Source organism: Helicobacter enhydrae, assembly GCF_001693335.1.
GTDB classification, from domain to species: Bacteria; Campylobacterota; Campylobacteria; order Campylobacterales; family Helicobacteraceae; genus Helicobacter_G; species Helicobacter_G enhydrae.
Window position 1 is genome coordinate 464,231 of sequence record NZ_CP016503.1, and the last position, 25,348, is coordinate 489,578.

Consider the following 25,348-nt stretch of genomic DNA (forward strand, 5'->3'; position numbering starts at 1 on the left):
ATAGTATTCTCCTTTTATTTTGTAGCTTCAGTGTTTGTGTTCATATCTTTTGCATTTTTTTGTAGGTATTCGATGACAAGGTGATAATCTTTTTTGTCAATACCTGTGCGTCCTGCCATTGCTTTGAACATACTGGGCCACTGATTGGCTGTGAATTCTTTGACAGGGTGCAATCCGTGACACATTGAGCAGTTTTGCTCATAGAGTTCTTTTCCTTTGGCAAACAAAGCATTGAGATTGTTGCTCAAGCCATCATTCTCACTCCAAGCTTCTATTTTGACTTTGTTATAAACTTTGCCATCCACTTCTTGTGTGCCGAGCTTCTCGACTTTGACTCCGGCTCCTTTGACAAATCCAGCATTCAAGATTCTTTTGTTTGGCACGAAATACACTCCTAGTAGCGTATCTCCTGCGGTATATCCCTCAATGCTTAGCAATACACGATTACCCTCTATGCGGATAACATTGACCTCTGCTGTTGGCAATAGCTTACCAATCACTTTGGTGCTTTTTGCATCGGCATACAACATTTTCACACTATCTGCATATTGTGCTTGTGCAAAAGCCAAACCACAAAACACGATCGACAATCCAAAAGTCCTCAATAACATTCCTTCTCCTTTGAAACGATTTGCTTCCACTACCTAAACTCTGTGGGATAGTAGTTTTGAGATTCTACTCAATCTTGATGTTTTTTGAAATTATTGCGTTATATAAAATAAAACATAACACAGACGCTAAGTGCAAGATTGATTGTAGTTGCTTATAAAATCTTAGAGTGTATTTGATTGAATTTGGGTTGATAAATGTTCAATCCCCCTATTTCCACTCAAGCGGGGCTTGAGGTGGATTAGTTGGAAGTCTCTTGCGACACTCCTGTCTCTGTCGCTTCCTCTACGGTTTTGTCTGCCACTTCCTCTTGCTCCTCTGCTGTTTGGACTTTGAGAGGTGCTTTGTTATCCTCTTTGTCTGTCATCGTAGCTTTTGTGGCTTTGTCTCCGAAGCTATATCTTGCTCCAACATTCACTTGATAGAGCTTTTTGTATGTGTCTCCGAAGTTTGTCTCAACATCAAGATAAATTCTTGTTGCCTCTGCCACTTCGACATTGGTCCCGACATTTAGCACAAAGCGTCCATTGGATTTGTAGATCTCTGTAGGGGTTTTGCTACCTGTGATGGCAGAATCAACGATACTTTTTCCACCATTGAGCACATCATACTCATAGAATGTCCCCACATAGAGTGAAGTCGCCCAATCCTCTCCTCTAAACTCTTTGCCAAAGCTCGCACCTGCACGAGAACGCACAAGGAGGACTGATTGTTGGTTGGCTTTTAGCTTGTTGCCATTGCCACCATCTTTGATTGTGGTGGCAAAACTCGCATCACTAAGGTAGCCTACACCCAATTCCACCTGTGGATCGATGAACCAACTATTGTTCTCACCCAAAGCGAAGCGATAGCCCACTTCATCGGAGAGCAAAAAAGCAGGGCTAGAGATGTTGCTAGCCCCTGTGGCAGTGCTGACTTTGAAATCCGAAGCAAAATAGCTAAACTTGGCGATCGTGTCATTATACAAGCCCACATTGCTGACATAGGAGTTATATACCGCCACTTCAAAGCCTTGAGTTTGGATGTCATCTAGGCTCACTTTTGCACCGCTTCCTTGCTCTGTCAATGCGTGGGTTTTGCCTAGTGATCGAGTGTAGGAAAATGCGACACCTATGTAGTTTTTGGCATTATCCAAATCAAGTGCATAGTCATAGCCTCCCTGTGCAGTCATATAGCTTGTCTCAGTTTTGGCACCGAAGTTGGACACTGCTTCTCCGCCAAACACTCTAGCCCAAACCCCTTGATTGTATGGGTTGCCTCTGAGTTCCCCAAGTCTTTTGTTGATAGAGTTGAAGTTGGCTGTGAATAAATCAAAATTGAGTGCGAGGGCAGAGGAAGTGACTTGCTGGATACTTTGGGTCACCCCATTGGAACGGAAATCACCCAAGAAATAAGTGTAGTAATTACCGCTTGATCCTTCTCCTTGTTGGTCGGTTGCACTTGGAGTGAGAGTCACTGCAAATGATTCTCCACCGACTGCGATTTCTTGTCTTGTCGCATCAAATTTAATCAATGCTGCATTCTCACCACTTTTCTTTCTCACCGTGGCAAGGGCGATTTTCTTTCCTTGGGCGACAAGTCCATTGAGCGTTTGGGTCTCCTCTACGCTTTTGACACGCACTCCAAGGTTTTGCTTTTGTGTGCCTGTAGATCCACCAGTAACACCATCAATCACAATGCGATCTGCATATTTCCCACTAGCACTAGCAACAGATGAAGCATAGACTTGAAAAGTGTAGCTACCTTTGTCAATATGCTGTGCATTAAGCGTTGTGATAGTGAGTGTGTTGTAAGCGTGTGTTGGAGTGCCACCAGCTTGAGCCGTATCGGCTACATTCTCACTAGAAATGCTCAATGTAGCTTTGGCACCCGCCTCACCCAATCGGATTGCTTGGAGTGTATTGTTTGATCCACCAAGCTTGAGTTTTGAATGACCACTAGCGAAATTGACTTCAAGATTAGCTGCATTGACACCATTAAGAGTAGCAACTTCTGTTGTTTTGAGGTTTGTGCTGTCAGCTCCTCCAACGAGCTTGAGAGTTGCTGCAGTTCCTGCCAGATTTAGAGTGCTAATCGTGTTATTTGCACCCTCTAGGGTGAGGGTGGTATTGGTGCCATTGAGATTGAATGTCGTCGTGCCACCTCCGGTTGTTCCGATGTTCTTTGCTATAGTGAGGTTGGCAGAATCTTCGAGATTGATAATGTTGGTGGCACTAGCCCCAGTATAGATAGCATAATCGCCACTAGTCGCCCCAGTATCACTAATGCCATTTGCTCCGATTGTGCTCTCACCACTGCCGATAGAGATGATGTTTTTGGAACGATTGGCAAAGATCCCATTTGTCACTTCTAGATTTTCTATGAAAATTCCATTGATTCCGCCTCCCTCAGCGATAGTGGTGATAGTCCCCACCTTGAGCTTTCCTTTGGCAATAAGGGTTTTTGCATGAGTTGGTTGCATGAGCTGTGCTTCGAGTTGCTGTGCTTCCTTATCAATCTCCTCTGGCGTATTGACATTTGGATCGAGATCCAAATCTTTTGCCGTATTGTCGACGCCAGAATTTCTAAACTTCAAAAGCCCCTTGCCAATCAAATTGAACCCTATATCCACCCTTGCTAAAGCGTCATCTTTCTTATCGTAATTCCCTGTTATGATTGTATTGATGTCAAGAGCGTTTTTTTCGGCTGCAGTAGATCCACCAGCAAAATCAAGACTGATGACATTGCGATAATTTGTCTGCTTGCGATGTTTGATTTCTAGTTTGTCTAGATAGAGCGTAGCTTGTTGTTTGAAAGCAATCAGATTGTAAGCATGTGTGCCATCGGCATTGACTTGAGACTCCTGTCGTGGTGCTGCAATAATGCTAACGCGATTGGTATTTTCTCCAATCGTTCCTTTGTTTTTGAAAAGGATTCGATTGTGGGCATTGTATCTTGTCTCTTGCTTCCCATCCCCACCCTCTGCTCGGATTTCAGCAGTTTGACTTGTTCCTTTTTTGATTGAGTTATTTGTTCCATTGAAGGTAATATTGACTTTTGTGTAATCATGCGAATCTGTTCTACCTATGAGCTTACCACCCTCTACCAAACCTCCGCTAGTGATAATGCTCCCCTCAATCCCACCATTGTCAAACACAAAATTTTGCTCTCTAGGTTTGCGATTTTTAAGCTCTCCTATCGATATTGTCTCCAAATTTCCCTTAAGACTTGAAGCTCCTGTAAAATTAAAATTTGTTGATAATTGGGAATATAGTCCTCCACTGAGTTGAGATTCAATTTTGATATTGCCTATCATATCGCCATTAAAAGTCGCCTCTACTTTATCGCCATCACTAAGAGTGCGATAGTCACCAGCTTTGATATTAAGATTGCCTTTGAGAGCAACTCCGTCGGTAATGCCTTCAAACACAAGAGTGGCTTTGCGAGAGGGTGGGGTAGAAAAAGGTATTGCTCCAAAATCAATGGTGAGAGTGCCTTGCCCACTATCTCCCAATTGGAGTCCATTGCCCTTATTAGTAAGCTTGAATTGAGCCTTGTCTCCACCTAGCGTGAGTGTGTTGGATGCAAAAGTAGGTGGTGTAGGATTATTTTTTTGAAATTTAAGCGTTAAACTATCAAGAGTATTACCGCCTGCTTTTAATTGATTAAAAGTGCTTGTTCCATCAATTGTGACTTGATTAGTGCTTTGAAAGGCTACTCCACCATCGGTGTTGTAGCAGATTCCACTACTGCTATCATTGCAAGGTGTATCTGTCGCACTTGCCACACTTACACTAAGAGCTAGAGCCAACGAAGTGGCGATGATGGGCTTGTAGGGCTTCATAATGCCCCCCCCCGCACAATTGCGGTAGGAACTAGATTGTCTATTTGCATTTTCCATTGTTGATTCCTTACAAAATTGATATATCAACTTGATCAGCCATTCATCAAAAACTTGCATACAAGATTGTATCCTTTCGAAAAGATAAACTTCCAATCTTAAATAGAGTTTAGGAAAAGCTTCAAGTCGAGATTTAGCAATGCAATTATAAAACAATAAAGCCAGATCAAAATCCAAAATTTCAACCATTCCACTACTCAAAAAATTGTGGAACTTTTTTTGTTTGTTTATAATTAGATTTTCTAGAAAGGTGAGATATGCAAAAAGTTGGAGTTTTTGGTGGTGGAGCTTGGGGCAAAGCACTTGCTTACGCCCTATCGTCTAAAAATGAAGTGAGGATTTATTCACGCAGAGAGCTTGATCTACCCTCAAACTCTATCAAGCAGACTTCTATCCGAGAGGCTCTGCAATGCGATTTTTATGTGATCGCTATCGCTACAAGCGTGCTAAGGACTTGGCTTGATGACACATTTCTCCCCGCCCTAGCTGATATACGCGACACCAAAGAAGCCAAAATCCTCTCTGCAAGCAAAGGCATCGAGGAGGATCGCGGGGCTTTTGTGAGCGATATTTTCCAAGAGCATTTCTCCCCGCTCAATCTCTGCTACCTTGCAGGTCCTAGTTTTGCCACAGAGGTTTTGCAAGGTTTGCCTTGTGCACTTGTGCTCCACTCACACAATCTCCATTTGGCACGCAATTTTGCAGAATTGATGCCTAGCTTCATCAAATCCTACACGAGCCCTGATGTCATCGGCGGAGAGGTCGCAGGGGCTTACAAAAATGTCATCGCTATCGCTGGGGGGATTTGCGATGGACTGGGACTAGGCAACAATGCCAAATCCTCTCTCCTTGCAAGAGGGCTAGTGGAGATGTGCCGCTTCGGAGAGCATTTCGGGGCAAAAATGGAGACATTTCTAGGGCTAAGTGGGGCTGGGGATTTGTTTCTCACTTCAAGCTCCACACTCTCACGCAACTATCGCGTCGGCTTCGCACTCGCACAAAACCAAAAAATCGATGAGATTCTAGCGAGTCTTGGGGAAGTCGCAGAGGGCGTGAGAAGCTCTAGGGCGATCACACAAATCAGCACAAAAGAAGGGATCTACACCCCAATCGCTTCAGAGGTGAGCAGTATCATAGAGGGGAAAAATCCACAAGAGAGTTTGAAGGCTTTGATGAAGTGATGAAAACACTTTTGCAATCCTCCCTCCTTAGCATTGTTTTGGCTCAAGCTCTTTATGGAGTCAATGCAACGCAATGGTGGCAGTTGGATCAAGCCAACAATCCCCCACCACAGCCACCAAACCTCCCCACCATCACAGATCCACTTGTGATTTGGGAGGATAGCACGCTTACGCTTAAGGCAATAGGCAATAATTTTGCAGCTCAATTCCCCAAATACAATGGAAGTATCCAATTTGACAACAACCTAAATGTCATAGCCAATATCAAAAACTCCATAGTGCAAGAAACACCAATCTATGAAATCAATACAGGCAAGAAATGGCTAGGGAATAGGAGCTTCAATATCACTATCGACTCTACACAAAGCACGGGAGATGGTGCTCGTGGGATTTTCAAACTTGATAGAGGCTCCTCTCTCACCTCTGAAGCAAAAGTCAATATCACTGCAGTGGAAAATAGCAAGATTTATTCTGTATTCTTTAATGCTGGCACTTTGACTTTTACAAACGACCTTGTGATCGATCTCTCCAAGGCGATAGGAGTTTTCAACAATAGGACACCACAAACTCACGGCATTAGAGACGCAAAAATGCTCTTTGATACAGCAGGAGACATCAGTGTCAATCCACTTGATTCTAGCAATGTGCTAGTGCAACTCTCTGGAGATATTGCAAATTTTGCAGGCACCACAGCGATCAATCTAGCCAATGCCAACTCATTTTTCAAAGGCGACATCCACGCATTTAGTGATTCTCAAACAAAATTCAAACTCAGCAACTCCGCCCATGCAGAGATCAAACTCACTGCCCACAATCGCAACAAGCAACCCACGATAGATTTTAGCCTCTCAAGCGACTCCTCTCTCAAAATCAAAACAGAGATCAAAACACAACAAGGCACAACCCTCAACTTCAATGTCAATCATTCCACCCTTGAAGCTGATTTCCAATACACTGCCCAAAACCCCGTAGCTCAAGGCAATATCACGCTGCAAAATCAAGGCATTTGGATCATCAATGGAAGCAACACAATCAATCTCCTCACTATCGACAATGACAAAGCCCTCATCACAACCGATAATCTCAAAGCCCTCCAAAACCTCTCTTCTGTTGATTTCCGATACAAAGATGGCAATCTAAGAGAATCCACCACCATAGATACCAACAACCGCTACACCCTCACACTCAATCAACTCAATGGAAACAACGGGGTTTTCCGTATGTTTGGGGTTTTCAATCGCAAAGGCTGGACAGAAGTTATTAACCCAATCACCAATGAAAAAGAACACATCGCCACGGATTTGATCCACTCTCAAGAAGTTTTCAACACCCATTACATTCAGCTGTTTTGGAATCCCAAAAATTTTGACAAAGGTTTGCTCAACAAAAATCTCGAAGCAGACAAAATCATCGTAGCTCAACAATACAACACAAACCCCACCCCTGATTTTGTCGGAGCTGTGACACCTGTGGGGATCTACAACTACATCACCAACCTCAAAAAAGAACAATTCCAATACACCACTCAAGCAGGTGGAACCCAAAAATTTACAGGGTGGCAATGGATCATTTCAGATGTGCAAAGAGCAGACAACTCCTATCTCTCTCGTTTGCTCAACTCACTCTATCAAACCCAATACAGGATATTCCGCTTCGAGAGTGATACGCTCAACTTAAGGCTTGGGGAGCTTAGAGAGATGGCACGCGTGCATGGAGTGTGGCTACGCACCAAATACGGACGCCTCAATGCCAAAGCAAGTTCTGAGCGTATCGGAGCGTGGGATGAATTCACCAATGTGTCTTTGGGCTATGATCAAAACTTCGATGTTTTGGGTGGGCGTAATTTCGTGGGAATCGCACTAGGTAGCACGGCTTTTAGGAATCACGGGATCGCAGATGGGGTCGATGAGAGTGGAGAGGCGTATTATGCAAGTTCTAGGACTTATTCTATCGGGGTGTATGATACATTTTTGTCCAACTCTGGCGTATATCTTGATATGTTTTTGAAATACTATCTCACCAACAATCGCCTCTCTATCCGTTCAGAAGTATTGGCAGGGAATTATCCTGATTTTTTTGATCACAATGTGTTGTTTAGTTTGGAGACTGGCAAAAAATTCAAGCTTCCGATACGAACGCCTGATTTTGCTAGAAGTTTTTATTATCTCAAGCCTGAAGCTCAGCTCATCGTAGGATTTAGCAGTGGCACAAGCCACACTCTATATGATTGGAGTAATCAGCCTATCCATACGCAACTTGATTTCAATACGCCTATCAACACACGGCTAGGATTGAGTTTTGGGCGTCAATTTGATGGTAACAACCTTAAGGGCGATGTATATCTAGGCACAAGTTTTGAATACGAAGTCAAAAGCGGTGGGGATCTGAGGCTGGAGGATTTTTTGGACAAAATGACACTTACGCAAGGTAGCAATTTCAACTGGAGAATCAACGCAGGAACCAATCTCATCTTGAATGAATATTGGAGATTGTATTTTGATGTGGATACTTCATTTTTTGGGCATATCAATTCTACTTTTACAATCAATGCAGGAGTGAGAATCAATTTCGGACGCTTACACCCACAACTACCCTACATCGCCCCCTACACTCCGCCAACTTATGATTTTTATCGCAAAGATAGACGCACAATCCCTGAAGTGCAAAACTACGACACACAAGGCATTTTGGATAATTACAATGGCTCAAGAAAACGCTACACCCTCCCGCCAAAAATCAATGTTGATTCCAAACCATTTGATGATGGCAATACGCAATCCTTGGAGCCAATCAAACCCTCTATCAAACCAAGAGTTCAAGCTCCACAAAAGCAACCGCCGACTTTCCAAGACAATCCTCAAGAGATCCAAATCCCAAGCACGAGGTATCAGCAAGACACTCCCCCTGATCTCGCCCCTCGCACACCCCAAAACTCCAACCGCTCTATGGGAGAGATCCAAAACCGATTGCAAAAAGGCTTTAGATGAGAATCTACACAAGCCTTGTGCTCTCATCTTTGCTCTATGCTTCTGCACAGACTCCCCATTCCTCTATAGCAATGCTAGGCTATGAGCTGATCAAACTCCACACCAACGCCCCCAACCCTCACCTACTCGCACTCAAAAGCTATCCTCTAGAGCACCAAATATGGCTCAAAACCAACTACGCACAGCACACGCTCAAAGCCACAGATATATTTACCCAAATGCAAGTTTCAAGCATTCAAGTCTCTGGGGGGTATGATTATGCCTTTGGGCTAGGCATTGGAGACAATCTGCTAGGGCTTGGGGTGCAATATGCCCACATCAACACAAGTGCTGATAGCTTTGGGGGTGTAGGCAACGCTTTGGGGTTATTGCTCTATGATAGTTTAGTCTTTGAAAATCGCCTCTATATCGACTTGGCACTGCAATACAACCTCACACTTCAAGATCTCAACGCTAGGACATACACCCAACATCTTGGCTATGGCTCTATGGAGATAGGCTATCTGTGGGATTGGCAATCGTGGTTTCTCCTGCCCTCTCTCAAAGCCTCAATGGCAATCACCACGCAATCTCAAGAGATCCCTGCACTCACCTTGCTCAATCTCCGAGCAGGAAGCTATATCGGCACACACTTTGGAGGGATAGTGAGGGGGGATGTGAGGCTAGGGGCTTTTTATGATTTTGATAGGAGCTTTGAAGAGTTTCCCCCTGCACTTGAGTATCTCCAAAGTCATCGCTTGTATTTGACACTAGAGACTGATGTGTTTTTCAATGCCCATTTTGGAATGTATGCAGGAATCAGAGGGGAGTTTTTCGGATACAATGAGCCGGGGTTTGACGCAAGTGTGGGGGTGCGTTTTGGTTGGGGTGGGACCAAAGCCAAACACTCAAGCAAACCTAGCAACACACGCACACTTGAGCAAGTCAAGCTCAATCAACTCAATGACGCAAACCAAAGGCGTCAAAGGTGGCAAGCATTGCATTATCTCAAAGAATCTGATATAAACAAAATCTACAACACACAAGACAATCGCAATGGACCAAATGTCAAAGAGGAGCTAGAGCTAGACACACAAAAACGCAAAGAAAGGGAGGCTATGAGATATATTGACACCGAAGAAAATGAAGCAAATTATCAAAATCGCAACCTCCCTGAACTGCAACAAAAAGAATTGCAAAAAATCTATGACTACAACAAACGAGAGCTAGAGAGAAAATATGGCAAATAAATCATTACTGATACTCATCTCCTGTGCCACACTCAACGCCCTCACAATCAATGACTGGGGTGACATCAAAGTCGGAATCTATGAGGATTTCAATGGGCATTTCACCTATGATGGCTCCGATGCCAACAAAGACAAATACATCCTTACAGACAATATCACTTTTATCAGTCCTGAAGCTACGCTCAATATCCACTTCACCTTGCAAAATGGTGCAGAGTGGGCAAACAAATGTGGATTGATTTTTTGTGCAGACGGCAAAAGCTTCACTTTTAATCCCGGGAATATTGTTTTTGATCTTGATTCTCAAGTGCAGACTCAACCCGCCCTTGGAGTTTTTGATCTCAAAAGTAAAGCAGCTCTAGAAATCACCTCAAACCTCACTATCACTGCCACCCCCGCAAGCAATTTTGACTCGATTTTCAAAATCGATGCCTCTAACCTCACACTAGACAACGCCAACCTATTCATCGACCTAAGCCAAAATCAAAACAAAACACTTTTCCACACAAGTGGTGCTTCCAAAATCTCTATCAATCAAGGTGGGGATAGTGCTTCAAAAACCATACAGCTCACAGGGGACATCACAATCGGTGGAAACACAGAGTTCAAACTCTCTCTAAGCAATCCTAGATCTTTCTACAAAGGTATCATCACTCTAAATGACGCTTCCACCCTTAGTTTTGAGGCTAGAAACTCGTTTGCACAGCTTGATCTCAATCAAACCAACCCCACCAAAGAATCCACCCTACTCTTTGACTCCTCCCTGCTAGATGGGAAAATCACCAAAAAAACAATAGCTCGATCCGACCTCAATCTCATCAATCAATCCGCTTGGCTCATGCGTGCGAGCAGCCACATCCGCAATCTACACATCAAACAATCCGTTATTGATTTCACGCAAGATAGCAATGGATCTAGACTCCAAAGTCCTTACAAAAAAAAGACACTAGAAGCTCAAACACTCACGGGCAATGGGGATTTCAACCTCTATGCAGATGTCGCCCAAAAACAAACTGATATGATCAATCTGCAAAGTGCCAACGGAACCCACAAGGTGCATTTTCTCTACAATCCTGCGACATTCACACAAGACATCATTCGCAACATCACAGAGCAGGACAACCTCATCGTCGCAAGTATCCAAGAGGCTGATTCCAAAGCAGTCTTTGAGGGGGTGAAAACCCAAATAGGACTCCTAGACTATGAAACAATCCTCAAAAAAAATGCCACAGGTGCTACGACTGACTGGATCATCGCTGGTATCAAAGAGAGTGGAGAAAGCACCCTCGCTAGTGCGTTGCTTACCGCACTCAACACACACGCACGACTCAACACAATATTTGCCCAAACGCTCAACCTAAGGCTTGGGGATCTACGCAACTACCACAAAGATAACGGGCTTTATTTCCGCTACAACATCGGACAAAATGCACTGCAAAAAACCACTTCCCTACTCCCTACGCAAGACTTTTTTATGACATTTTCTGCAGGATATGATTTCAATGTCGTCACCAAACCTAGCTACAACTTTTGGGGTGGAGGCTTGGATTTTGTAATGCTCCAAACCCGTAATGGAATCTATCAAGGGGATTTTCAGAGCTTCAGTGGTAACGCTTATTTCACCTCGATTTTTGCCAATCGTTTTTATTATGATTTGCTATTGCGTTATGCCTACAATCAAGGGGATTTGCACTTCAATGGAGCAAACCTCAATGGCACCTCAAGCACCTCCTCCCACACGCTCCTTGCAAGTGCAGAAATCGGATACAAAATCAAGCTCCATAATGATCTAGATTTTTTCTTCCTAGAGCCTCAAATCAAGCTCAATGCAGGGGTCACTTTTGTCCCGACTTTTACGACAAAAGACACTCACGATGAAATAATCACCGCTCCTTATCATTTTGGATTCCCATTGTTTGGCAGAAGTGGCTTGAATTTCGGCTATGAGTGGAACTCAAGCTTCAGAGGGGATGTCAAAGCAGGGACATACCTCACTTACAACCTCAAAAATGGATTTGCCACCACGCTCAAAGACACTAGAAGTCAGCTCACCAAAGAATTCTCAAGCGATTTTGATGTGGGCTTGAGCTTGGCTTCTAATCTATTTCTAGAAGAATATCTACGCTTTTATCTTGAGTTTGATGCGAGTTTTTTGGCAATCTATCGCAATGATTATTTGTTTAATGCAGGGATTAGATGGAGTTTTGGGGAACGCTATGTCCCACCACCCCCACCATCTGCAGACCCCAATCGCCTAAAAGTGCATTATAAATACAAGCCAAATGTTCGCAATATCCCGATCATACGCGATGATGAAGTAGAAAACATGTATCATCATCAGCAAAATATCGATCGTATCAGAAATCAACGCACCTTCAAGCAAAGCTCACAAGGTGGAGCGAGTGGCAACAACCAACCAAACGGCGATTTGAGGATTGATACACCCCCAAAAGATCGCTCCACTTCAAGAGATAGTTACATCCCATCATCAAAAGAAAACAATCGATGAAAGCCAAACAAAAAAACACTAAAATACTCCAAATGATTTGGGAGGCTCATCAGTGAAACTGCAGACTTATTTCACGCTTAGCATTGTCGCCTCTAGTGTGCTGATGGGAGCTCAATACACTGATTGGAATCAAACAAACTTTAATAATGGAGATACGATTGACATCAATCACAATCCACCGCCTCCACCTCAACCGCCTCAACCACCCCAACCACCCAAAAAGCTAGTGCTTGATTCTGACATTACAATCGCAAATGGAGTAGTCAAGGCAACGATCAAAGGCAATCCAACCACACAAGTGGCGTGTGGGATCGTGGCGTGCTATAACACACAAGCCAACATCAATGGCACAGGAACAATCATCTTTGATGTTCGATCAACTGCAAATCTCCCTGCATTTATGGTGAAAAGTGGAGGCTTGACTACAACTGCTAGCGTGGAAGTGCAAGGCAATGGACTTGCTACAATTTTTCAAGCTACAGGTGGAAATCTCACCTTTAATGGTGGTATCAAGATTTCAGGGGGCAACACTGCGATAAAGACTAGCAACTCAAGCACTTTGACAATCAGTGGAAATAAGCAGGTTGATATTAGTGGAAATCTTGATCTTGGCAACACAAGCACTATCACGCTCAATCAAAACAACTCAAGAATCCAAGGGAATATCACTCAAACAAAAGGGGATTCTACTATCACTTTGGGTAGTGATTCTAAGATAGTGGGGGCTATCACTACTTCAGGTGGAGCAACCACGATACAGGCTTCCAAACAAGCTCAGATACAAGGCAATCTGCAAATCACTGGAAAATCTGATATTACCCTAAACGATAACTCTCAAATCATCGGTAACACCTCCACCACAGGGGGGACAAGCACACTCAAAGCTTCAGGTCAAGCTCAAATACAGGGTAATTTTTCTGCTTCAGGAGCAAAAACAGATGTGAGTTTCCAAGGCACTGCAACTCTAAACGGAACAATCAGCACACAAAACAGCAACTCCACGATTCTTTTCAAAGGTGGCTCCAAAGTCAATGGTGGGATCTCCACTACGCAGGGGACAGCAAACATCACTTTTCAAGACACTGCAACTCTAAACGGAACAATCAGCACACAAAACAGCATTTCTACGATTCTTTTCAAAGGTGGCTCCAAAGTCACCAATGGCAATATTTCCCTCACAGGTGGGACAAATACGCTAACTGCCACAGATCAAGCCCAAATTCAAGGCAGTATTACCACTGATGGAAATACCACCATCACATTTGATACAGATTCCAAAATGACAGGCAACACTAGCATTGCAGGGGGGAAAACCACACTAACCGCCACAGATCAAGCCCAAATCACAGGCAATATCACCCAAACCAATGGGGATTCTACGATCGCTTTTGGCAACAAATCCAACATCACAGGCGACATCAGAATCACAGCGGGAAGCACAGGCATTACTTTCCAAGACACTGCCTACATCGCTGGAAACCTCATCGCCCAAGGGACAACAAACAAAGTCACTTTTAAGCAAGGAACAGAGCTAAAGGGGAATCTAGAATATTCAGGCACTAGCACTATTGATTTTACTGAGAGCAAAATCACAGGCAATGTCATAGGTGGAGCAGGAACTGCAAATGTCACGCTTACCAAAACAAATGTGGGAGGACATTACCACCAAAATGATGGCACGCTCAATCTCACAATGAGCGAATCTAATATCACAAAAGGATTCATAGGGACCAATTCCACCAACACCATCACAACAACCAAAGGAAGTATCAAAGATGGGGTAAAACAAAGTGGTGGATCTCTCAAGCTCACTTCAGATGAGACAAATTTCACAGGTGGATTTGAAGGGACCAATAATTCCACCAACACGATTACTACGACCAAAGGGAGTATCAAAGGAGGAGTGAAACAAAATAGTGGATCTCTCACTCTTAGCTCAAGCGAGACAGATTTCACAGGTGGATTTGAAGGGACCAATAATTCCACTAATACCCTCACTATTTTGCAAGGCGATTTTCATAATGGTGACATCAAACAAAACACAGGCTCACTCAAAGCTGAAATTATAGGCTTGAAAAATCTCAATGATTTTAAAGGTGATAACTCCAACAACAACATTCAACTTGTAAGAACAGCAATCAACAATGTCACACAAAGTGGAGGGGGTTTGGTATTCAAAACCGATACAAAAGTCAGTGGCAACATCACAGGAACCAACAATAGCACAAACAAAATCACAATCACCGGAGCAGATGTCAAAGGAAATATTTCACAAAACACCGGCTCAATGGTTTTCAGTATCACCAATGGCAATACCAACACAATCACTGCGACAAATGCGTCTTTTGGACTTTATGCCACAGATTCCACAACCAAAAGCATCACTCTGACCAATGCAAAGACTACAGGCACCTCTAGCAATCTGGAGATCAAAGGAGAGTTCAAACAAACAAGAGGAACCTCACAGCTTGTTTTCACCAAAACACTTTTTCAAGCAATCAACCTCATCGATACCCAACGTGCCAACTTCACTCTTGCACAATCAAAAATCAATGGTGCAGTGACTGCCCAAAATGGCACCAACTCCATCGCCCTCTCTGATGGTGAAATGCAAAACTTCCAAGGCACTAGTGGCAATCAGACAATCACACTCACCAAATCCACTGCCCAAAACTTCAACCAAAACGGAGGCACACTCTCTATCAACGCCTCAAGTGCTTCAGAGATACAAAGTGTCAGCGGGACAAACTCCACCCTATCTATCACCCTCAATAGCTCCAAAGTCAAACAAAACATCAGCAACTCTGGCAACACCACGATCTCTGCCCAAAACGCAGAGGTGGGTGGCGATATCACCCAAACCAACGGCTCGATGAATCTCAATGCAGAAAACTCAACATTTCAAGGTAGCTACACTCAAACAGGAGGCAATCTCACAGGGAACCTCACCAAATCCTCAATCAAGCAAGGTGCCACTCTCACTAGTCTTGCCTCAGGCTCCCTCAACCTCAACCAAGATTCAAGCATAGAGGGGGGACTCAAAGCAGAAAATAGCGTTTTTGACTTTACCCTCAATCACTCCTCGATCACCAAAGGCACCGCAGCAAATGCTTTTAGCCAAACAAGAGGCAGGGTAACTGGCACACTCAATGCACAATCTCACATCACAGGCAACATCACCCTAGAGCACGCCAATACATCTTTGTCACTCTATCAAGATTCTAAAATCACAGGAGACATCACTGCCACCGACAACACAACCAAAATATTCCTAGATCGCTCCAAAATTGAGGGCAACATCACAATCGCTGGAGGTTCTCTCAACCTCACCGCACAAAACCACTCTCAAATCAAAAGCACCCAAATGCAACTCACCAACGCAGATCTCAAACTCACACTTGATACAAGCTCAGAGTTTATCGGCGATCTCACTCAAACTAACAACAAGCAAGAGATTATCATCAGGCAAGATTCGAAATTTCAAGGCAATATCACCAACACCAACACCACCGGCACGATTAGTATCAACCACGCCACTTTGCAAGGCAATCTCACTCAAAATGGCGGGACTTTGGGACTAGATCTCTCAAATGAGGGGAAAATCACAGGCAAAGTGGATCTAACAGGTGCCACCACCACACTCTCAGGGCTAGGCACAGGCAATCAAATCGGTGGGAACTTCACGCAAACCAACGGCACACTCACAGGGGCAATCAATGGCTTGACACTCAAAGGGATCTACACCCAAACCGGTGGCACTTCAGAAGTGAGCTTCACCAACTCTGCATTCCAAAATGAGACCAAAATCACCAATGCCAATTCCTCCTCTCTCACTTTCAATCAATCCACGCTCAAAGACTACACTATCTCTGGAGGGCAAAACAACACTCTCAAACTGCTCAACAACACCACAATGACAGGAAATCTCACGCTGACAGACAAAGCAAAGGGTTTTTTGCAAATGCTAGATTCAAAGATTACAGGAAACATCAAAGGCACAAATGATTCTACTCTAGATTTTGACACCAAAGCCTCCCACATCACAGGCAATATCGAGTTTAACACCGGAGGGATCACAGGCACCAATTCCAACACGCAAATCGGAGGCAAAGTCGAGCTTATAGACACAACTTCAGACATCGCCTTTGTCGCAGGAAGCAGTATCGGGCAAGATCTCATTGCCAAAGGTGTAAAAAGCAACAATATAATCAAACTCAATGCCTCACAAATCAAAGGCAAAGTAGAAGTAGAAAATGGCAAATTCCAATTTGATCTGAGCAATGGCTCAAAAGTTGGAGGAGCTTTCACGCTCAAAAGCACTACTGCCCACCTCACAGGATCCCCTGCAAACAACTCTATAGTGGGCAACTTCCTCTCAAAAGAGACAACACTCACAGGCAACATCAGTGGCGTCACATTGCAAGGCACATTCACCCAAGAGCAAGGAACTTCCACGATCCTCTTTGATGATCGCTCCCATTTCAAAGGAGCCACGACAATCAATGAAGCCACAAGTGCCAATTTGACCTTTAGGAACAACTCGGGTATCACCAACAAAGTCACTATCACGAAAGGTGACGATAACACGATTAATCTCATCAATCATTCTTTCATCAAGGGCAACATCACACTCAATCAGACCAAAGCGACATTGAGTGCAGAGCTAGATTCACTTATCAAAGGAGACACAACTGCCACAAAAAGCACCACAACTTTCAAACTCAATCGCTCCGAGCTCAAAGGCAACATCACGCAAAATCAAGGGAGGCTTGACATCACAGCCACAAACCAATCCAACCTAGCCTCCACAATCACAGCCACAAACGCCCCCACAAACCTCACGCTAGAAAACTCAAATTTCACAGGTGCTATCTCTCAGACCAAAGAATCTCTCACACTCACTCTTACCAAAGGATCAACACTTGCTGCAAACACCAACAACAAAATCACTCTAAAAAATGCAAACCTGCAAGCCAATATCCAAGCTTCAACTCTTGACGCAGACATCACACACACAGCCGACACTCAAAACATTACAGCAAACCTCTCTTTCACCAATCAATCCACCTATTCAGGAAAAATGAATTTCACCAAAATCAATTCCAACATTGAAGTCAATGACTCGACATTCAACTCTGATTTGGTGCATATCACTCAAGGAGAGTTTGATCTCAAGCTTACAAATGCCAAAGGCTATATCAAAGATTTATCTGCCACAAACACCAAACTCAAGATCACTTCTCAAGATTCAAGCCTCAATGAAATCACTGCACTCACATCCACAGGCTCTACTTTTGATCTCATAGTCAAAGACAATGCAAAACTCACTGGCTCAGTCACTTTGAACAACTCCAAAGCCACCTACACAGCTACAGCTCACGGAAATATCAATCTTGATACTTTGATCAAAGATCAAACAAGCACACTTGAGGTCAAAATCAAGGGGGGGATTTTGCAAGGAAGTATCAAACAGATAGCGACAAAAATCATCGGAAGTGTCACCCTTGAAAACGAGCAAGATCCCAACGGCAAATGGATGGGCGGGAGATGGGCAGTGACTGATGACTCTGAGATCGAAGAGCTCACAATCAGCAATGCACAAGACATCATCCAATCTCAAGCGATTTTCACCCCTGCATTGAAAGGGGCTTTGAGTATGGTGGATTTCACCCTCGAAAAAAACGACGCCCTAGGCTCCTCTAGAGTGGGCAAAGAAATGATTCCCACTCCCCCACCCCCACAAGCAGGGCAACCTATCCCACCACCCGGACAAAATCAGACTTATGCACGGACACTCAAGCTCAACAACATCAAAGGAGATAATGGCTTGTTTAGAGTGTATGCAGATCTTGGCACCTCCCTTGCAGACAAAGTCCTCACCCAAAAAGCAAGTGGCAGTCATCTTGTGCAAGTGATTTATCGCCCCGATACTTTTGGCGACATCGGTGCCAAACGCATTGTCGTAGCCAAAGTCACAGATCCTGCAACCTCTGTGAGCTTCAAAGGCACCCAAAGCGATGTGGGGCTCACCCGCTATGACACACAAATCATCAAAGAAAACGCACAAGGTGGGGGCTTTGAGTGGATCATCGGACAGGCGACAAAATCAGGGATAAGCTACACAAGCAAAATCATTGCCTCTATTTTGCAAACCCAATACCGCAATTTCTCGATCGAGTATGACAACCTTGATGCGAGACTTGGGGACTTGAGACATATCAAACGCGACAAAGGGATTTGGGTGCGTGGATATTTTGGCAAAGCCACCAAAGCCGCGACAGATTACAGCATAGGCACCAATGACCAATACTACTCTATATGGGCAGGCACGGACTACAACAGCAAGGGATTAACCGTGCATAATTTCTTGGGAATCTTTGCAAACTACACCAACAACGCCACAGAAAACAAAGAATACACCGGCACCTCCTCAAGCTATGCACTTGGGTTTTATGATACATTTAGAGCCAATAGTGGATTTTATTTTGATTTTTTAGCCAAATACATTTTCACTCAAAGTGCGTTTGAGATCTCCAACTACTCTCTTGAAAACAACAAACCTGCATTCAACAATCACAAATTTTTGGTTAGCGGTGAAATAGGGTATGATTTCTTTTTGGATCACGACAAAAATGCGATGTATCTACAACCACAATTCCAAATCACTAGTGGCTGGGTGGGTGAAACACGCTTGGATTTTGTCGATGTATCCAATGTGACAATCCACTCAAGCGTAGGTGGCAATGCTCCTGCGATCATTCGAGCGGGATTGTTTTTTGGCAAGAGGTTTGGTGAAGAGATCATCACAAATCTCAAAATCGGTAGCTCTCTTGTCTATGATGTCAATAGTGGTGGAAGACTTGAGTTTGAGGACAATTCAACGCAGTTGGATTTTTTGCAAGGTGGAGATTTTAGGATGACTTTTAACGCACACGCTGATGTAAGTTTCACAGACGCTTGGAAAATCTATGCAGATTTCAACACAAGCTTTTTTGGTTCTTACAACACCACTTACAATGCAAACTTTGGTTTGCGTTTCACTTTTGGACGCAAAAACAATCTGCTCTCAAAGATTCCAATGGTTTATAATCCCTATGAACCCACGCCTCCACCGGAATACACAAGGCGTAATCTCCCAACAATCCGCCAATATACCACCCACGATATCAACGAAAACTACAAAGGCAAATCGCGAGAGGTCGTCCCCCTATCTCCCAAAGTGGCAGCACCCTCCCCTATCACACAGCAAGAGATACAACGCACCTATCGCACCACCCCAAGAGATCAAGCGATCGAAATCTATGGAGATGATCAATGAAACCAACACACATCGCTTTGGGTCTCTCTGTATTGCTTGTGAGCGTGGGAATGGGGAAACCCATTGACACTGCACAAACTGAAACCCTCACTGGGAATCAAACTGCAGACTACATCCTCAAGGGTGGTGGATTCCTCACTCTTGATTCTACTGGGACAAATCAAGTAAAGACGACAATGTTTGGATTCAATCCCAATGCTGGAGCGATTTTCAATGTCAATAATGGGACACTTGATCTTGATTTGAGTATCGCCAATGCTCAAAACATAGCCAACAAAATCGACTTCCACCTCAAAGGTGGCTCAACTCTCAAACTCACTGCAGGGCAAAATGGGCGTCCTTTGGGGGTTTTTGCAGGGAGCAACACCACACTCGCTACTACGATTGAAGGAAACTCCACGCTTAAAGGCAGTATCAGCAACGATGGCACTAGCACCATCACGATTGGCAAAGGCTCCAAAATGCAAGGGGATATCACCCAAACTGCAGGGGCACTTGAAGCCACAATTGATGGCAATCTTGAAGGTAGCATCACCTCAAGACAGGGGGTAACCGAAACAAAACTTTGGTCAAACAAGACGCAGACTACCAATACACGAAGTGCGATAATCAAAGGGGGTATCATCACGGAGGGTGGAAATCTGATTGGGATTCTCAAAGGAATGGAGCTACAGGGAAGTTTCATCCGCACGGGTGGAACTGCAGATATTGCTTTTTGGTATTCAGATCTCCAAAAAACAACAACTCTTAGTGGAGGAAAAACAACCATCCATTTTTATAATAGCACCCTGCAAACACTCTCCACCACAGGTGGGAACAACACCATCAATCTCAAAGTCGGTTCAAAAATGCAAGACTATATCGGAAGCAATTCCACCACCACTCTCGAACTCATTGAGGGCTCCACGATGAAAAGTGCCTCCCAAAGCAATGGAGCACTTACTATAAAATCCAATGATTCAAAGATACAGGGTTCAATCACTGCGACCAATGCCACCCTACACACCACCCTCTCAAGCTCCAAACTTGCCGGAAGTCTCTCAAACTCCAATGGCACCACAAAGCTCGCTACTTCTGCCAATTCCACTATCACAGGCAACATCACCCAAACCAACGGCTCCCTTGAAGCCACTCTACAGGACACCACGATTGAAGGTGGAGTGAGTCAAATACAAGGAACTCTCACCAAACTCCACGCCACAAACACCAAAATCAAACAAGGCATTGCATTCACAAACATTCGCACTGGCAATATCCAACACCAAGTGGAACTCAAACATGTTGAATTGGATCAAGGCTATCGTATCGATCATCTAGCACAAACGCTCAACACGCTTTTTCAAAACTCCACAATCACAGGCGGGATCAATCAACTCGGAATCGAGAGAGCCTATATCGCCATAGATAACACAACGATTGAAGGTGGTATCGCAGTAAGGGATGGCAACAAACACATCCCTGATGAAAGCGTAGCAGGATCGTATGCGACAGATATCTATGGTATGAGCAAAGCTATCATCAAAGGTGGGATCACTTCTGACAATCACGCATTTTGGATGGATTTACGCAACGCTTCAAGCCTTGAGGGTGGTATCATCATTAATGGTGGCACAGGATCGTTTAAAATCAAAGAGAATTCTCAAATCGTTGGGGATCTCATTTCTCAAAACACCAAAGGCACACACCTATTCGCTCAAGATCGCTCGACTTTTACGGGATCTGTCACTCAGACCAATGGGAAACAGGAGGTGTTGCTCGATGGAAACTCCACTATCACAGGCTCAATCACTAACTATGATGCACAATCTGTCACCACTCTTGATACAAACTCCAAACTAGAAGGCACTCTCACACAAAACAGAGGGACCCTTATGCTAGGACTTGGCGGAGGCTCAACTATAGAAGGGAGTGTTTTGCTCAACAAAACACTCACAAAGCTAAATAATGGCAAAACCAAAGACCCACGAGCAACGATCAAAGGTGATCTCACCCAAAACGAAGGGGATCTGTCAGGTTGGATCAAAGGTTTGACATTGCATGGAACTTTTTCGCAAAATGGCGGAACTTCCAATGTGAAATTTGACACAAAGAGCAATTTCGCCAAAGATACATCAATTAACAATGCAACTGCCTCCAAAGTCACATTTGATCACGAATCAAAACTCAAAAACTACACTATCAACAATTCAGGCAAAGATAACTCCCTCAAACTAGATCATCTCACCATACTTGATGGGAATTTCACGCTCAATCACTCAAGTAGCAAACTCTCCGTCCTCAACCAATCCAAAATCACAGGCAATGTCACCTCAACAGATCCGGGTAATGAGCTAGAGCTTGATATTGGGCAAGGAGGCACGATCGGGGGCGATGTGCATATCGAAAATGGTAAAGTCGAGGGCAAGTTTAACCAAGCCACAATAGGCGGGAATCTGATTTTGGTAAAAGCTGATTCTCATTTCCATTTTTTTGACTCCACTATTAAAGGCAATATTGATATTCTCAAAGGGACCACCTTGATGACACTTGATGGGACAAAAGTGGGGGGGTATTTCAAGATGAAAGGAAATGGACCCAAAGATCCCACACTCAAGCTCAAAATCAGCAATGCAAGTTCAATCGGAGGGAATCTAACCTTTGATGATACACAAGCTTTCATCGGCGGTGAAGGGCTAGGAAGCCAAATCAAAGGTAGTCTTATCAGCACCAACTCCACCCTCACCAATGGCGGAGCCCTCTACCCCGGAGGAACTGGTGCCCCATTCCCCCTATCAGGGCTTACTATACTCAAAGATTTTACACAGACAGGAGGGACACTTGATCTCACCTTCGCCAACCAATCCCACATCAAAGGCAAAACAACCTTTAGCGGAAACACTGCCAAATCCCACCTCACCATTGACAAATTCTCAACGCTTGGGACATTTGAGATCACAGGTGGCACAGACAATCTCCTCACGCTCAAAAACAACTCTACCCAAACAGGAAACATCGCCCTAAACGGCACAAAAATCACCATCAGTGCCCTCAACAAATCCACGATCAATGGTGACATCACTGCCACTGCACATCAAGGAGCAAATTCAGATACGACGATCATACTTGATGGCTCAAAACTCACAGGTGCGATCAAGCAAGAAAACCCAAGCTCCCTCACTCTAAACTTTTCCAATCACTCTGCAATGACTAGCGATCTCACGACCAAAAATCTCACGCTCAAAGCCACACTAGAATCCTCCTCTATCATAGGCGATTGGGTTTCCACAAATGACCAATCAACAATCAGCCTAAGCAACGGCTCTTTGTTCAAAGGCAAAATCCAAACCACCAATACCAAACAGACCAAAATCACTGCAAATGCCTCAATCATCGAGGGAGAAATCAACCACAACAACCAGCCCAAACAAGATTTTGAATTTTTGCTCACATTGACCAATGCCTCCACGCTCAACAATACCAAAACCTCTGTCAATGGCAACCTCAAGCTTAATGCAGAAAATTCCACAATCAATTCAGAGGAGATGACACTCACTCAAGGCAAACTAGACATCACGCTCAACCATTCCTTTGGCACGATCAAATCCCTAAATGTCATCGGACAAAACAATCTAACAATCACCACCCTCAATGCTTCAGATAGTGAGATCACCAAACTTACCGCCAAAGACACTTCGACCCTCAAACTGATCGCCAACACCAGAGCCATCATCAAAGGAGAGCTTGAACTCAAAAACACTGCCCAAGCGATTGTGGGGGCTTTGGGCGATGCACAAATCCATTTTGACATCACTCCTGATCCTACTTCAACTCTCCAAATCGGAATCAATGGCGGTATGCTCGTGGGCAAAATCACACAGGCAAACGCCGCTGCAGGAGAAATCTCTCTAGCAAGTGCGGGGAATGGCGGGAGATGGCTGATGACTGATGATTCCAAAATCCGCTCCCTCTCTATCTCCAACCCCTCTAGCAATGTCGCAAACGCCAAGCTTATGCTCGCAGACAGCACAAACACAAAAATCAGTATGGTAGATATGACCAAAAACAAAAATCTCGCTATCCCAAGAATCGGAATGATCCTCACCAACACAGCCCCAATCTTGCCCAATCAAACGCAGACTAGGACACTCACGCTTGACTCTCTCAAAGGAAGCAATGGGGTTTTCCGCGTCTATACTGATGTCGTTCATCAACTCTCCGACAAGCTTGTCTCCGCCAAAGCAGAGGGTAGGCATATCGTGCAAGTGTATTATGATCCCAAAAACTTCAGCGAAGATGTGAGTGGCAAACGAATCGTAGTGGCAAGTATCTCCGATCCGACAAGCACGGCACTTTTTGAGGGAGGCACAACCAATGTCGGAACACAAGCTTACAAAACCGATCTCATCAAAGTGCCTTCAGCCAATGGGCAAGGGTTTGATTGGATTATCGGCAAATCCCAAAACACAGGTCCAAACTTCGGGACAAAAGTCATCTCCTCTATTTTGCAAAGCCAATATCGCGCTATTTTTGCACAATTTGACACACTCAACCAAAGGCTTGGGGAATTGAGAGATATAGGAAGGGTTTCAGGTTTGTGGGCAAGATATTCTCTTGGAAAACTCTCAAGCGAAGAAAACCAAGCACGCATTGCCACTGATGACAATTATTATTCAGTCTGGGCAGGATATGATCAAAACAGCCTAAGCCTCAAAGGGCAAAACTTCATAGGCTTTGCCTTCAATTACACAGAACTCACCCCTGAAAATGACAGCTACAGAGGCAGTCTCAAAAATATCGGATTCAATTTTTATGACACATTTTTGGCAAGAAATGATTTTTATTTTGACATCGTGGCAAAATATGTCGCCACGATCAGTGCTTATAGCGTAGATTATTTTGCTCTCAGTGGCAATGAGGGGGATTATACCAATCACAAATTTTTGGTGAGTGCTGAGATTGGACAAAAATTCAAGCTAGGTGATTCCAAACGCAACTACTTTTTTTTGCAACCTGAAGCACAAATCCTAAGCGGGTATGTGCATTATAATGATTTGACATTTTATGATTTGAGTGGCACCAAAATCGATGCCCACCTCAACTACTACACCCCTGTGATTTTGAGGGCGGGATTGAACTTCGGACGCAGTTTGGACTATGCGATCAAAGGAGATGTACATCTTGGAAGCTCACTCATCTATGAAGTCAATACGGGTGGGAATGTGTTGCTTGATGATGGGGATAACCCTATCACATACCAACACAAAGGTGACATCAAGGCAGTGATTGAGTTTGGGACCAATCTCATTTTGAATGATTCTGCACGGCTTCATTTTGAAGCGACCACAAGCTTTTTTGGGAAAACCAATATCACCTATGGGATCAATGCAGGAGTGCGTTTCACCTTTGGCTACAAAAATACACGCCAACTCAGAATCCCCGAATTTAGCAATCAAGGACCTATACCAAACCCCGATTATGACCCACGCAATATGCCCATCATCAACCAAAACACACAGATTGACATTCGCAACAATCTCAACGAACGCAACTCGATCTACAATGGCGACTATTTCCTCAATACACGCAAAGCCTATCGAGATGATTCGGCTTTAAGAAGCCCGCAAAATGACGATTTAAGATAATAATTTCATCAAGG

General features: G+C 44.1%; 8 protein-coding genes. 6 read left to right on the plus strand and 2 right to left on the minus strand.

Annotation, left to right across the window (positions count from 1 at the left end; genetic code table 11):
* Positions 1-14 precede the first annotated feature (14 nt).
* Positions 15-611: a c-type cytochrome gene (locus tag BBW65_RS02135; protein WP_083986000.1), complete on the minus strand. Its 597-nt coding sequence runs from the start codon at positions 609-611 to the stop codon at positions 15-17.
* Positions 612-850: 239 nt separating this feature from the next.
* A complete protein-coding gene (locus BBW65_RS02140) occupies positions 851-4,489 on the minus strand; it encodes an autotransporter outer membrane beta-barrel domain-containing protein (RefSeq protein WP_066339060.1) in 3,639 nt (1,212 codons plus the stop codon).
* Between the two features lie 257 nt (positions 4,490-4,746).
* Here BBW65_RS02140 and BBW65_RS02145 point away from each other — a divergent pair, with 257 nt between their 5' ends.
* The 6 genes from BBW65_RS02145 to BBW65_RS02170 are packed head-to-tail and all read left to right on the plus strand — an operon-like array spanning position 4,747 to position 25,334.
* Positions 4,747-5,670, plus strand: coding sequence for an NAD(P)H-dependent glycerol-3-phosphate dehydrogenase (locus BBW65_RS02145; protein ID WP_066339063.1), 924 nt, complete (start codon positions 4,747-4,749; stop codon positions 5,668-5,670).
* Positions 5,670-8,657, plus strand: a complete 2,988-nt coding sequence (locus tag BBW65_RS02150) for an autotransporter outer membrane beta-barrel domain-containing protein (RefSeq protein WP_066339067.1) — start codon at positions 5,670-5,672, stop codon at positions 8,655-8,657. Before BBW65_RS02145 ends, BBW65_RS02150 begins: the two co-directional genes overlap by 1 nt.
* The gene (locus BBW65_RS02155) at positions 8,654-9,886 is read left to right on the plus strand and encodes an autotransporter outer membrane beta-barrel domain-containing protein (RefSeq protein ID WP_066339069.1); all 1,233 of its coding nucleotides are present in this window, start codon (positions 8,654-8,656) and stop codon (positions 9,884-9,886) included. The genes BBW65_RS02150 and BBW65_RS02155 overlap by 4 nt, the downstream gene beginning before the upstream one ends.
* Positions 9,876-12,395 carry an autotransporter outer membrane beta-barrel domain-containing protein gene (locus BBW65_RS02160; protein WP_066339071.1) on the plus strand — a complete coding sequence of 840 codons (2,520 nt, stop codon included), beginning with the start codon at positions 9,876-9,878 and terminating at the stop codon, positions 12,393-12,395. Before BBW65_RS02155 ends, BBW65_RS02160 begins: the two co-directional genes overlap by 11 nt.
* A gap of 52 nt (positions 12,396-12,447) precedes the next feature.
* Positions 12,448-19,713, plus strand: a complete 7,266-nt coding sequence (locus tag BBW65_RS02165) for a hypothetical protein (protein ID WP_066339073.1) — start codon at positions 12,448-12,450, stop codon at positions 19,711-19,713.
* The gene (locus tag BBW65_RS02170) at positions 19,710-25,334 is read left to right on the plus strand and encodes an autotransporter outer membrane beta-barrel domain-containing protein (RefSeq protein WP_066339076.1); all 5,625 of its coding nucleotides are present in this window, start codon (positions 19,710-19,712) and stop codon (positions 25,332-25,334) included. Before BBW65_RS02165 ends, BBW65_RS02170 begins: the two co-directional genes overlap by 4 nt.
* Positions 25,335-25,348: the final 14 nt, after the last annotated feature.